This window comes from Microbulbifer maximicatervae (SeqCode), assembly GCF_052467225.1.
This window is the reverse complement of the sequence record NZ_CP174303.1, coordinates 4,659,468-4,672,862: the sequence shown is the minus strand read 5'-3', so window position 1 is coordinate 4,672,862 and position 13,395 is coordinate 4,659,468. Positions and strand designations below refer to the sequence as shown.

The window sequence follows — 13,395 nt, the reverse complement described above, 5'->3', positions numbered from 1 at the left end:
CAAATTAATTTGAAACTATTTTGACGGGCACGGAGCCTACTCTAATGATTTATTTTCGTAAAGCGTTAAATGATTTAAAAATTTTTAGGTTAAATTTTATCTAAATTTTAAGTATGGTAGTCAGATACCTATCTATAGCCACCCATACGACATAGTTCGTAGTGAGAACGGTACGTCTGTACGCTTTCGAGCCAACGAACACCTACGTCTTAGAAAATCTTTCCTTATAGATGGTGAAATTTACGAGGGCTGCATGTATGCGCATTTCAACAAGAATATGAAAATACAGAAAGTATTCTATTGTGGGTAATCGTATAACAAGTGACTATGGTTATTCGTCAAGTTATTAAGCCATACTTTCATCCCAGTAAGTGTTATTTTTTAGGCAATTAACATGAAATATATAATTACCCTTATCTTGGTTATATCAACTCAAGCAATAGCAAATTCAGCTTATATCAATGAAATCCCTGACTTCACCCAAACGGATATCACTGAAAAACAGTATGGCTATGGTAAACAGCTATGTGGCCCAGTAGCAGCATCAAACTCGCTTTTCTGGCTTAACGACCAGAGAATAGATCAAAAAACATTGATTAAGAGGCTTGTATCAAAAAATTACATGAACACCAGTTTAAAAAATGGAACTGGTACAAGTGGCATGCTACGAGGCATTGATAAAATTTCTGCTGAATTATTTGGGAGAGTTAAATTACTTGAATATCAAGGATGGAGAAAACATCCAGCCCAATATTCAAGTGGCGTTAAAGTACCATCAGTTCATTGGCTTAAAGAAGGTGTTAGCAGCGACTCGACTGTGCTGATCAATGTGGGGTGGTACAAACTAGATGGTATTGATACATATAAAAGAGTGGGTGGTCATTGGGTCACTCTTGTGGGTTATACCTCAGGCTCTTTAATTATCCATGACCCTGCTCCTCGAGCTGGTTCATCGTTCGCTAATGAGTATGTTAAGGTTTCAACTATCCAAAGTGGCACTCTAACTGGAAACAAGAAAGGCCTACCAAGATCAGCTGGAGGTTATATTCAACTTGGGCAAGGTATGCATATTAAAAGTAGCGCAGACCTTGCATTAATTGATGGTGCAATAAAGTTAAAAATCTAAACATAACAAGCGCGTGAATTTCGTTCCAGCCCTACGGGCCTCCATCGGGCTGGACACGCTCTGCGCGCCCAGCCGATTACGTGGACGTTAGGTGTCATATGAAATACAGGCTTATTACTGCGATTCTATGCTCAAGCCTATCTTTTTTGGCTATAGGAGTGTCGCTGAAAATAGCTTTCCCGTTTTTCATTGCTGCATGGATCTTATATTTTTTAATTTTGTTTTACTGGGTAAGAGATAATCGCGCACCTAAAGCACTGGTTGTTATAGGCACTGTCGTTGGTGTTTTGTCCGTAGTATTTTCAGCATTCATAGCAATTTTTTGGGCATTTCCAGCAATAGCGTTAATGCTGCATGTAGCGAAGTGCTCCTTTTGGCCAAAAACACCATACAAGTCAATTAACTACGCGCCTTTGGCGCCGGACAGCTAAAAGCGTGGCTTCGCCACAGCGCTGCGTAGTCGCCCTGGGTGGCCAGCTAATCTGCAAAATCTTGGACCTAAAGCGAGCGGCTATTGTCTGCCAATGGCAGATATAGGCCCATGCCTATCAGGAAAGGACAAGAGTTGTTGGTGGGGGGCGTAGTTAAGGCGTCGCTGTGGTATCATTGAGGATAGTTAAGGACTTTAGATTGGAAAAGGCAGTTTTCCCTTACAAATCAGCAAGTTACATTTTTGTGTACGGAAGACTGGCAGTGTTGAGGTCAGCGGTTCGATCCCGCTTAGCTCCACCAAATTTCCCTTGTCTATCAAGGGGTGCGAGAAGAGATGGAAAATCTCTTATCCAGAACTCGCAAAATAAAAAAAGGGTCTTTTAGGCCCTTTTTTTTGCCTAAAATTCCTATCACGCCTTGCCTTCCAGTCAATCGATTTTAATCATCGGTGCAATACATGTATCAGCCAACAAAACCGGAGAAAATTGCTCGAGGGATAATGCTAGGCTGTATTCCGGTAACTCTTCTGCTTTTTTCTAATGTGATTTTAATTATGGGGTTCGCCCGGGGGGTAAACCCCAAAGGAGGTATGGAAGAGCTGTTTTTTCCTGGCCGTGAAGCCATATTCTTTTGTACTTTGTTTGTGGTTTATATCGCGGCTGCGATTTTCGGCTACTTTAAAGGCTGGGAAGGCTATACCAAAATATATTCGTTTTTTGCTAAATGGTTAGATATCACTGGTGGGATTCAGGTAGATTCGGGAGCAAGAGTGCTCACTCCGAAAGATCGTGTACGAAAAATGCATCATAAACAAGGGCAGTAAAAGCCGCAGCCTCTGGAGCGACTTATCTCCCCCTCCATTTTGCGTATGCTAATTGGCTCCTACTATTAGGTAAATGGTACAAAAGTTAAGCTGCCGAATCTTTATGTAATATGGTTCTTACAGATTTTGCTTGCTTATGCTTCTGGTTCTATGAGAGATGCCAAGATAGTGAATGATAAAGAAGTGATTTTGGTTACCTGTTAGTTCCACTTAGATCATACTTTAAACTTGGCTTTAGCTGCTTATAAATATTGTTGAAATTCATAGTCAAACCAGCCTGATATAAACATTCCTGTAAAAATCAGGGGGGAGAAGCTTCGCCATTTATTATTGGATTTAGTGACAAAGTTGGCCACTTTCAAGGTGGAATCGGTAATTGATGATTTTGTTGCGAGATAATAAAAAAATAATATTGGGCTCTCCATACATAATCGGATAATGTGATACATCTTTATTGACCTGTTCACATCTCGAGTAAACTATATCGATATCAAGTAATTGATTAATTAAGTACTTTAAAGGATTAAAATATATGGCCAAGCTATTCTTGACTTCGTATTTTGCTGAAGTCGCGAGCGCGATCGCGAGTTTTGATAAACGGCTTGAAGGTAAGAGGGTTACATTCATCCCTACTGCAAGCATTCCCGAAGAGATCACTTTTTATGTGGAAGATGCCAAGAAGGAGCTGGAGCAGTTAGGTCTTATTGTAGATGAATTGGAAGTGTCTAAGGCTTCAGTGGATGAGATTAAATATAAACTGCAAAACAATGAGTATATCTATGTAACTGGTGGTAACACCTATTTCCTACTTCAAGAACTTAGGCGAAGTGGTGCAGACAAAATCTTGTTGGAGCAGATTAGGCTGGGTAAGCCCTATATAGGTGAGTCGGCAGGTACTGTAATCCTCTCGCCAAATATCGCGTATATTCAGGAGATGGATAATCCCGATGCAGCGAAGAATCTAGAGTCTTATGAAGGGTTAAATCTTGTGCACTTCTATCCCTTACCTCACTATGGAAACCAACCGTTTAAGGATGCTGCGGAACTTGTTATTTCCAAATATTCAGATGAGCTGGAATTAGCTCCATTCAGTAACAATCAGTTGATCGCTGTAATCGATGGGGAAGCAGAGACCTGGATTGCGGTGTCTTAGTGAGTCGATATCCATTGTATGATAAGCCATACTATCTATATCTCATTAAAATTGCTGCAATTACCTAGTGGCGAAGAGAAATATAAATTCTCTCTTCTTTAGGGCTTTTTTTTCAAGGAGTAGCTTAAAATTGGGGGAAGCAAGAAGTTACGCTTGAGCTGAGCGGAATGTTAAAGAATACTGCCGGGGAGCAAGTGATAATGTGACTTGCTCCCTGGCAATGTTAGTGCTTATTCGCTTGCAGCACTACAGTTATAGATTTTCGCTGGGATATGCGTGCCTGTTACAGCCTTACCTGCTGATACTCCATTAGGCATATAGATATTGCCAAATTGCGCCATTGAAGAAGCCTTAACCACATGGGTTCCACCTCTTCGCACAGCCCTTTTTTGTAACCAAGGAGTACAAACATCTCCCTGGTTAACCCTGATCGTTTTGCATGTTACATCTTCTACTAGTACGCATCCAGCTATAGCCTCAGCGTTAGAAAATACTATCTTCTGCATCGCTTCTTTTTCCTGGGCACTTGTACATCCCATCAAAGTAATTGCGGACGCTAGGATGGTAAGGCCAGTTTTAATGGATAACTTTTTACACATTACATCGTTTCCATAGGCTGAAAATTAATTTACGTAGTTGAATATGATGCCACAACCAGACTTTGCTTGCTGCTTGGAAAATGCTCAAATGCTTTATAGGACTGTATTTTTTACTAATGAAGGTGGGAAACTTACAAGAAGTTCTTTAAGCGAACCTCTTATTTAGCGCATCGCGACATCTATGATTCGCGAACTCAAAAAAAGCTAAATATGACAGTCCTCTAATACCAACTAAATTATACGGTTTTCAGATCGCCTAGATTTTTTGATGTTGGGGTGAATACTTATTAGGGTATGCTTACTTGTGATTTGAGGGTGCCTACAAGAGATATTATGCACTTTTATCTATTAGACCAAATTCCTGATATTACGCTTCGGGTATTATGAAACGGTACTTTACGTGTAGCCTTTGCTACGTATGAGCTACTTGGAAACTTTCTTCGGTCACTATTTCGATGGTTATTTGTAGAGTCATTAGAAAGATAAAAATTAGTTCTCAATATCTATTCTCCACTTTAGAAATCTTTCGACTGGTCAGATAGAGAAAAGTGGCTCAATCTAAAATAAAAGAGGGTGTATTTATTGACTTCTTAGTCGGCCATATGTTCCTATCGTAAAGGATAAATAAGAAGTTTAAGAGCTAGTTCTAAAAGGAAGTCAATGAAAAAGCATAGTATCTTATTCTCTGGACTACTTGGATTAGTAGTTTCTCTTGGGGCTTTAAACGCTTTTGCTGAAGCTGATCCTGAGGAGAGTAAAGAGCAATCAGATGAGCAGCTAAGTGAATGCTTTGCTGCTACTTTATGGCAAGTATCTGGAAGGTCATTAAACAAAGGGGAAGTTCCAGAGAAAACTGTAAAAGTACCCGAGGGGTGGAAAGTTGTAGGGGGAGGTATTGGTGGAACAAGAGGTGAAGCTGTTATGATTCTTTGTCGATAATACTCATTCGTATAATCCTGAGTTTATTAATCGCTGAATACTCCGGCTTATTTGTGTCAGCATGCACAACGTATGCTGACGATTCACTGCCTCATAGAGTAGCTAAAATAAAGTCCATATTTGCACCATAAAATTACAATCAAGCTGATTTATACGACTAATTTAACTGTTAAGGATCACCAGATGTCAGAAGGATATCAGCGAATAAAGTTATCTATCAAAAAGTACATAGTAATTTTGTGTGCATTTGTGCTTGGTTTTGTTATTTCCAGTTTTTTGGATGCTAGGGCACAATTAGTGGAACATATGAATAAATATAATAGAGAAGCTATATTTATTGATAGGTTACTAAAGATTCACAGCGATACCTGTAATAAGTTTGAGTATGGTCAGTATTATTCTTTTCAAGAACATGCCTTAGCAAGATATGACTTTATTATATCCAGTAATAGTGGTTTTCCCTATTATTTGGATCCGAAGACTTTAACGTTCCACTATGATGCAAGTATTTACTATCGTGAAAATTGGCTTTTAACCAAAAATCAAATAGACAACTGTTAATCTATTCCTCATTAATTTGGGGTCTTATTGAATCCTTATTTGGATTTTGCACTTGAGGTAATACTATCTGGAAAGGTCCTTACTTATTAGGCATCAATACCGAGCTCTTTGTCCTTATTTGCAGACTGCCTGTAGGTATAATGCTCCTCTAATGAAGTCGAGAGTTGTAGATTGGCAATCTACGTTAATAAGAGATTGGATGGAAGATAAATCTACGATCTCTACTTTTGATATTTTGAATTGCAAGTAGAGGTTGATCAGCATGTTCATAGTATCCCTTACCTATACAAAACCCCTTGAGGAGGTGGAAAAGTTTATTTCAGAGCACATTGATTTTTTGAATAAGTACTACGAGCTAGGATATTTCCAGCTTTCCGGCCGTAAGGAGCCTCGCACAGGTGGGGTAATCCTGGTGACCATAGATAGTCGGTCTGCGTTAGATCAGGTACTAAAACAAGATCCATTCTATCGTGAGGAATTGGCTGCTTATGAAGTGACACAAGTTGTACCGACAAAATCCTCACCAGAGTTAGAGTTTCTGATTGATACTTAAACAAAAAATTAAGAAGGATGATAGTTTTTCGATTGCACAACTCTTTGGAACATATTGGCCTAAGTTGAGCATAATTGAACAAATAGACAAAATGAGGCAGCAGAAAATATGTAATTGAGGAGAGAACTATAAATCACCTGAAAGTAAAACTACTATGGGCAGTCTTAGGTACGCTGTTATTTTTGGGGCTTATATTCTACAGTATGCCCTTGTTCTTTTGCTTTGGTATTTACGATAAAGCTGAAAATGATTCTACCTATGCTTGTGATTTGTCAGGTATGAAGAAAGGTGAATACAGAGAGTAGGGTTTATTCTCAGTTAATCGAAGGACCAACAGAGATAAGCCACTCGTTAATCACTATTTAGAAGCACTGCAAGACCCATACTCAATGGGAAGCTTTCAGCCTAGGAGCACTGATAACGTATGGAATTTGGGAGGTGAGGACCTCTCTGTATTTTGCCCCTATGCCCTTAATCGCCACTGTTCAGTAGGTTTTTCGAGCTAATCATGAACCCTATGGAGAATGGATGAATACTAGCCATATCCATAACATCACACATTTTGTTGATCTCTGTGAAAGTAGGGTTTGGGATACAAGCAGAGGGATACTTAAAAAGGTCTTACTCGCCCCTTGAGGTTAATCTTACTGTGCCAAAAGCAAAGTGATACTTAAGTACCAAAATGGTCTTGATACTGGGCGGTTAAACTTTCTGGCCACTCCCAATTACTTCTTCTCATTAACCTACAGCGAGTTAGATGGAGAGCAGTAAGATCATGTTGTACAGATGTGCCAAATTTGACTATCAAATCTGGGGCAAAGTGTTGGGAGTTTCTACTTAGATAGAATAGCCTCTTCCTTAACACCTTAAGTTCCCTTTTAAAAGTTATCTTGGCGTGGATTTTGCTCAGAAATATTGGGTAAATCTTGAAAGAGTTATGTATCAGAGACTCGGAGCTGGTTATATCTTAATCAGTACGGGATCTCAGCAATTAGGCCGAATATGGCATTAAGTTCTCTATTAATGTCTGTTTGCGTCTGTTTCTCTCAGTTAATGCTTGTGTATTCACATTCGCAAAATGCGTGAGTGATAGCATTGTTGGACGCGACTAATATGCATTCTGGAGGTACCGCCTGCTTGTTCATAGAGAAATTGATAGTCATCATTGGCGATCATCTAGAAGGGCATATCGTCCACTATAGATAGCTTTCAGCTAGACTGTTGGGACGAACGTAATGGCACGTAATTAATTAAAAAATGACTAATAACGGGCGCTACGATAGGATTCCGCGTCCATTTTGCGGTGCCTTGAGCTCGAACTAAGCTTGGCGGCCCAGAGTGGTGGCGTCGTGTCTCGATAGAGCCGACCCAACAAGCGAAGGCATTTTAGCTTCAAGAATGCCCCGATATTATTTGAATTAATTGTCTCAGTTCTAACCCAAGATTGGGTAACGACTGGTTCACAGATTGCCAAGAAAGTAATCGCTATGCATCCATCAGTTCAACGCTCCGTCTGGCAAATTCAGCGTGATGTAATTTACGCATTGCTAGTGCGGGAGATGAAAACTCGCTTTGGAAAGTGGCGACTGGGATATGCCTGGATGTTGCTGGAGCCCTCGCTCCATATCATGGTACTCGTGGCCGTTTTCAGCTTTCTAAAAGATGAGTTTTACCCTGGGGTGCCAACCCCACTATTCATGCTTGGAGGAATTGCACCTTTCCTTTTCTTTAATCATTGTGTGCAAAAGGGGTTAGCTGCAGTGGCTTCAAACCGAGGGTTGTTCAACTATCGGCAACTGAGGCCGTTTGATGCAGTTCTAAGTCGTGTTTTGTTGGAGCTTGTTATTTATCTGGCAACTCTAGTAGTACTGATGGTGGTATTTGCATGGTTTGGAGTGTCCACATCTTTTAATAATTTCATACTTTTCACAGCAACTAACATTCTATTCTTCTTTTTTTGTCTAGGACTTAGCTTGGTGCTTTGTGTTTTGGGAGAGAGGTTTCCAGAAGTGGCTAAAGTGATCCCTATGCTTATTCGGCCTCTGTATTTTTTGTCTGGGGTTTTCTTCTCGCTTGAACAGGTTCCAAAGGAATATCATGTTTATTTAGTATGGAACCCCTTGCTACATGTTATTGAATTAAATCGCGAAGCATTATTTAGCAACTTTAGTGGACACTTTGGAAGTCTGGCTTATCTAGGATTTGTTTCTGTTTCGATGCTGTTTTTTGGCTTGCTTTGTTATAGAGCAAATTGGCGTGATTTGGTAAAAAGTCGGTGATTAGATTAGAACGCTTAACTAAATCGTACCGTACACCTCACGGACGAAAAGTACTTTTTGAAAATGTAAATGCGTCTTTCCCTGAGGGTAAAAATATCGGCATTCTTGGTCGAAATGGAGCAGGAAAGTCAACTTTACTAAGAATAATGGGGGGGATTGATTATCCCGACTCTGGCAGAGTGGTAACTAATCAGAGAATCTCCTGGCCGATGGGTTTGGCAGGTGGTTTCCAGGGAAGTATGACTGGCCGTGAAAATGTCGCTTTTGTTTGTGGCATACATGGGATTCGGGGAAGTGCACGGCGCAAAGTAATGAATATGGTGCAGGGTTTTGCTGAAATAGGTAATTATTTCGATGTTCCTGTAAGTAGTTATTCATCGGGAATGCGTTCACGTCTTGGCTTTGGTTTAAGTATCGCTGTTGACTTCGATATTTACTTAGTTGATGAGGTGATGTCGGTGGGTGATGCGCACTTTAAAAGAAAGTGCGAAGAGGTCATAGCTGAGAAAAGGAAGAGTTCATCTTTTATTATTGTGGCGCACGCTATGCCTCTTCTACGGAAGAATTGTGATGTAGGGATATACCTGGACCAGGCTGGGTTAAGAGTTTTTGATACTGTTGATCAGGCTATTGATTTGTATCAGGGTGAGAAATCAAATGTTCAAACAAAAAAGACTGCCACTGAAATACATAAGAGTTAATTATGGAATTTAAAGACCAGCTAGTTGAACAACAAGCACGGAATCCATCAAAGATAAAAGCTCTAATTGGGGTAGTGAGTAACGCTTCCAGGCATATTCCGAAGCTCAAAGGCTGGGCTTTGTTCGTTATCCTGCCTCTACTTGTTCTTGTGGCATATTATCTATTTTGGGTTTCTGAGCGCTATGTTAGTAGTGCGCAGTTGATCGTGAAAGATAGCACTTCCGCCCATGCTACCTCCCCTGCATTAGGTTTGTTAATTCCTGGTATGGGCGCTGATACTCAAGATGCTTTTCTGGTAGTGAATTACATCCATTCGCTAGATATGGCTTTGTACTTGGATGAAAAGTTAGAGTTGTCAGAATATTACAAGAGTACCCGCTACGATTTCTTTTCGCGACTGTCTCCAGATGCTACTCAAGAAGATTACTTAGAATATTATCGAGACCATATAGGTATTGGTCATGATGAGGCCACGGGAATTGTCACGATCGAGATGCAGGCATTTGATCCGATTTTTGCTAAAAGATTGATTGAGACAGTTATTCAAAAGTCAGAAGATTTTGTTAACGAGATCAGCAATCAGCTCGCAGATAAGCAAGTGGCTTTTGTGAAGAATGAAGTTGATTTAGCGCAAGCTAAGTTGCGAAGTACTAAGCAAGAAATTCTTGACTTCCAGAATAGTCATAAAGTTGTAAGTCCAGAAGAACTTACAAAAGGTATCAGTACCATTATTCAAGGGTTAGAGGCGCGATTGGCTGAGCAACGAGCTAACCTGACTGCAGCAAAATCTTATCTGAATGCTGATTCATCACAAGTAATCTCCATGCAGGCCGACATCGATGCGTTAGAGAACCAAATTGAGATAGAAAAGGTACGCCTAGTGGGCATAGGGGAAGAGGAAGGAGAGCAGCGGCTTAATTTTCTTGGTGCTCATTTCCAGAATCTTGAACTAGATTTGCAATTTGCAACCGATGCCTATGCAGCTTCTTTAAAAGCATTGGAAACTGCTCGTATGGAAGCGTCAGGTAAACTTAAGCACTTGATGGTGGTAACCCAGCCATCGTTAGCAGAAGAAGCAGAGTATCCACACAAGCTTTATAACCTGGTCAGCTTGGGAATTATTCTGCTAATGCTTTATGGAATAGGAAAGATGCTAGTTGTGACTATTCGGGATCATAGGATGTAGCGCCAGACAAAAGGCTTCAAGACAGAATAGTGTCGGTGAATTTTTGATATCGCTGACAGAGTAAATATCAATTTACAAAGAACAAGCAAATGATTACTGAAAAAATAAAGCGCTTTAGTTTTGGTGTAGGGTTGTTGGTATCACTATCCAGTATTCAGGCTGGAGCATTGGAAACTCAATTAATTGATGAGGTTTCCTCAACAGAGATCCCTAAGACAGGTATACCCGTTTTTGGGGAGTCACTGTTTCAGGGCGCGTTTAAAGATCAACCATTTAGTGGATTTAATCCCGACTATAGAATATCGATTGGTGACCAGGTTAACCTACAGCTCTGGGGTGCCTATAGTTTCAGTGCGACATTACCGGTAGATCCGAAAGGTAATATTTTTGTCCCCGAGGTTGGCCCAGTCCATGTTGCTGGAGTAAAGAATGGCGCATTGAATGACTTTGTACTGCGTCATGTAAAGCGAGTATTCAAGAATAATGTGCAAGCTTATGCGAACTTGGAGGCGAGCCAGCCAGTTAAAGTCTTTGTAACGGGTTTTGTGAAGAACCCTGGTCTGTATAACGGTTTTAGCTCAGACTCGATCCTTTACTATTTAGATAGTGCTGGAGGTATCGATGAGCAAAGTGGCAGCTTTGTTGATATCAGAGTAATGCGTCAGGGAGAGGAAATACAAAAGGTAAACCTGTATAGCTTCCTGGTAGATGGAATTATGCCTGCTTTACAACTTCGCAATGGCGATGTTGTAGTCGTTGCTGCCCGCAATGGTTCGGTGACAGTTGAAGGAGCGGTGCAGCAAGCCGCACAGATGGAATTTACTGGGCCCTACACCCAACTGGGCGAGATGCTCCTCGTAACAAAGCCTGACCCTCAGGCGAACTTTGCACGAATTACTCAGGTAATTGACGGTCTTCAGCAAGCTGACTATATGCCCCTTGCAAATGCCATGACCACACGCCTCTATCCGGGAGCGCATATAGAGTTGGTACGGGATAACGATATTGAGTCTATCTCAATCAGGGTATCCGGTGAGTTGGATGGGCCTGCAACTTATGTACTGCCCTATGGCGCTACTCTTGATGAGTTACTGAGTCAATTGAGTTTTCGCGATAATGCAGACAGAAACTCTATACAGCTGTACAGGAAGAGTGTCGCTGATCGGCAGCGGGCCGCTCTTGATCGTTCTTTAGATGCGCTTCAGATGGAGGTTCTAACTCGCCAGCCCAATACTGACCTGGAAAAATCTGCGCAAAAAGATAACGCCATGATGATTCAGAACTTTATCGAACAAGCGCGGAAGGCTGAACCCAGAGGCCAGGTTGTTATTGCGAACAATCCAAACGCTGCAGAAATGCTGCTTGAAGATGGTGATGAGCTTATTGTGCCTTTGAAATCATCAACTGTGTCGATCGTGGGAGAAGTAATTTTCCCAACTTCTCTAGTCTTTAGTAAGAAGCGCACTCTGGAAGACTATATAGAGTTAGCCGGCGGATTTGCCAATAATGCAAACCGCAAAGAGTTGGTGATTCTACATCTCGATGGGACGATTAATCGTATAGAAGATGGTGATTTTGATAATCGCTTGGGGGATAGATTACGCCCCGGAGATGAAATTATGATTATGCCAAAAATTCATTCCAGTGAATTACAAGTAACCAAAGATGTAACAGAAATACTCTATCGTATAGCTGTTGGAACCGCTGCAGTTCTATCTTTCTAACTTGGTACTAAAAGGTTGTAAACTTTTTTAAGGTTGGCTCCCATATTGCACGATATAAATCGGCATGGTTGGTTTCCTTACAGGCTGTTATAAGCTGTAAGTCTTATGCCATACCGATTTTAAGTGTTGTATGTAATTATTCACTCCGAATTTGTCATTCTAAAGTTTGATAACTTTCCTGGGTTGTAAAGTCTGTAAGTCCTGTACTTTTGCATCAGCTTTTATTGTTTGATGTGATTAATAAATGAATATTAATTCAATGTTGGGGGAAAAACTGTGAAGGGGTCTTCTGATCGGAAGGGAATTATCTTGGCTGGAGGTTCTGGTACACGCTTATACCCCTTAACAAAGGGTGTAGGGAAGCAGTTAATGGCTGTTTATGATAAGCCAATGATATATTATCCTTTAACGACTTTAATGTTGGCGGGTATCAGAGATATCCTAATTATTACGACACCAGAAGAGCAATCGTTATACCAGCGTTTGCTTGAAGATGGTGCACAGTGGGGGGTTAATATTTCTTATGCAGTGCAACCATCTCCCGATGGCTTAGCCCAAGCATTTTTGATTGGACGGGAGCATGTAGGTAATCACAATAGCGCTCTTGTGCTAGGTGATAATATTTTTTATGCGCACAACTTCAGTCAAATTTTGCAGCAAGCTGATGCTAGACAGACGGGAGCTACAGTATTTGGCTATCGAGTAGCAGACCCACGAGCATATGGAGTTGTTGAGTTCGATGCCGGTGGTCGAGCTGTAAGCTTAGAGGAAAAACCTGAAAAGCCTAAATCTAATCATGCGGTCACTGGCCTTTATTTTTATGATAAGCAAGTGTGCGACATTGCCCGAGAAGTACAGCCAAGTGCACGCGGTGAGCTGGAAATCACAGATATCAATAAAGTGTATCTTGCCCAGAATCAGTTAGATGTAGAGCGCCTTGGACGTGGTAGTGCCTGGTTGGATACTGGAACGCATGATAATTTGCTGGATGCCGCCCACTTTGTTCAAACAATCGAGCGCCGACAAGGCCAAAAAATAGCCTGCCCCGAAGAAGTTGCATATCGTAAAGGGTTCATCAGTGCAGAAGAGCTAGAAGCGCAAGTTCAACCCTTAATGAAAAGTGGCTATGGGAAATATTTGATGCAAATTTTGGTTGAGAATGGTGAAACCTCATCTCTCAATACGCGTCGCTATGCCTCTGGATTATAAAAGCCTATACGGAAAAAATTGAACTTTTTCTAGAGCCTTTAATTAGAAGTCGTTCAGGGATGAGCGGCTTAGCCTCTATTCTCTTCTTTAGAGCTGCAGTAGCTAGATT

At 40.9% G+C, this 13,395-nt stretch carries 13 protein-coding genes; 12 read left to right on the top strand and 1 reads right to left on the bottom strand.

Annotated elements, in window-relative coordinates; genetic code table 11:
* The first annotated feature begins 394 nt into the window (after nt 1–394).
* From ACJJIZ_RS20155 to ACJJIZ_RS20140, 4 genes are all read left to right on the top strand, one after another.
* Complete coding sequence (locus tag ACJJIZ_RS20155; RefSeq protein ID WP_444914625.1) at nt 395–1,126, top strand: C39 family peptidase; 732 nt, start codon at nt 395–397, stop codon at nt 1,124–1,126.
* 98 nt (nt 1,127–1,224) lie between these two features.
* Nucleotides 1,225–1,557 carry a hypothetical protein gene (locus ACJJIZ_RS20150; RefSeq protein WP_444914624.1) on the top strand — a complete coding sequence of 111 codons (333 nt, stop codon included), beginning with the start codon at nt 1,225–1,227 and terminating at the stop codon, nt 1,555–1,557.
* Between the two features lie 458 nt (nt 1,558–2,015).
* Nucleotides 2,016–2,381, top strand: coding sequence for a hypothetical protein (locus tag ACJJIZ_RS20145; protein WP_444914623.1), 366 nt, complete (start codon nt 2,016–2,018; stop codon nt 2,379–2,381).
* A gap of 532 nt (nt 2,382–2,913) precedes the next feature.
* Nucleotides 2,914–3,534, top strand: a complete 621-nt coding sequence (locus ACJJIZ_RS20140) for a Type 1 glutamine amidotransferase-like domain-containing protein (protein ID WP_444914622.1) — start codon at nt 2,914–2,916, stop codon at nt 3,532–3,534.
* 230 nt (nt 3,535–3,764) lie between these two features.
* Here ACJJIZ_RS20140 and ACJJIZ_RS20135 read toward each other — a convergent pair whose 3' ends face one another.
* The gene (locus ACJJIZ_RS20135) at nt 3,765–4,133 is read right to left on the bottom strand and encodes a hypothetical protein (protein WP_444914621.1); all 369 of its coding nucleotides are present in this window, start codon (nt 4,131–4,133) and stop codon (nt 3,765–3,767) included.
* A 660-nt stretch (nt 4,134–4,793) separates the two neighbouring features.
* Between ACJJIZ_RS20135 and ACJJIZ_RS20130 the strand changes: the two genes are divergently transcribed.
* The 8 genes from ACJJIZ_RS20130 to rfbA all read left to right on the top strand — a co-directional run bounded on the left by ACJJIZ_RS20130 (nt 4,794) and on the right by rfbA (nt 13,286).
* The gene (locus ACJJIZ_RS20130; RefSeq protein WP_444914620.1) at nt 4,794–5,072 is read left to right on the top strand and encodes a hypothetical protein; all 279 of its coding nucleotides are present in this window, start codon (nt 4,794–4,796) and stop codon (nt 5,070–5,072) included.
* Nucleotides 5,073–5,255: 183 nt separating this feature from the next.
* Entirely contained in the window at nt 5,256–5,633 is a 378-nt protein-coding gene (locus ACJJIZ_RS20125; protein ID WP_444914619.1) for a hypothetical protein, read from the top strand.
* A gap of 262 nt (nt 5,634–5,895) precedes the next feature.
* A complete protein-coding gene (locus ACJJIZ_RS20120; protein ID WP_444914618.1) occupies nt 5,896–6,186 on the top strand; it encodes a YciI family protein in 291 nt (96 codons plus the stop codon).
* Nucleotides 6,187–7,673: 1,487 nt separating this feature from the next.
* Nucleotides 7,674–8,465, top strand: a complete 792-nt coding sequence (locus ACJJIZ_RS20115) for an ABC transporter permease (protein ID WP_444914617.1) — start codon at nt 7,674–7,676, stop codon at nt 8,463–8,465.
* On the top strand, nt 8,462–9,166 hold the full coding sequence (locus ACJJIZ_RS20110; protein ID WP_444914616.1) for an ABC transporter ATP-binding protein: 705 nt from the start codon (nt 8,462–8,464) through the stop codon (nt 9,164–9,166). The genes ACJJIZ_RS20115 and ACJJIZ_RS20110 overlap by 4 nt, the downstream gene beginning before the upstream one ends.
* Nucleotides 9,167–9,168: 2 nt before the next feature.
* The gene (locus ACJJIZ_RS20105) at nt 9,169–10,353 is read left to right on the top strand and encodes a KpsE/RkpR family capsule polysaccharide export protein (RefSeq protein ID WP_444914615.1); all 1,185 of its coding nucleotides are present in this window, start codon (nt 9,169–9,171) and stop codon (nt 10,351–10,353) included.
* A gap of 89 nt (nt 10,354–10,442) precedes the next feature.
* The gene (locus ACJJIZ_RS20100; protein WP_444914614.1) at nt 10,443–12,077 is read left to right on the top strand and encodes a polysaccharide biosynthesis/export family protein; all 1,635 of its coding nucleotides are present in this window, start codon (nt 10,443–10,445) and stop codon (nt 12,075–12,077) included.
* A 276-nt stretch (nt 12,078–12,353) separates the two neighbouring features.
* The gene (gene rfbA, locus ACJJIZ_RS20095) at nt 12,354–13,286 is read left to right on the top strand and encodes a glucose-1-phosphate thymidylyltransferase RfbA (protein ID WP_444914613.1); all 933 of its coding nucleotides are present in this window, start codon (nt 12,354–12,356) and stop codon (nt 13,284–13,286) included.
* Nucleotides 13,287–13,395 lie beyond the last annotated feature (109 nt).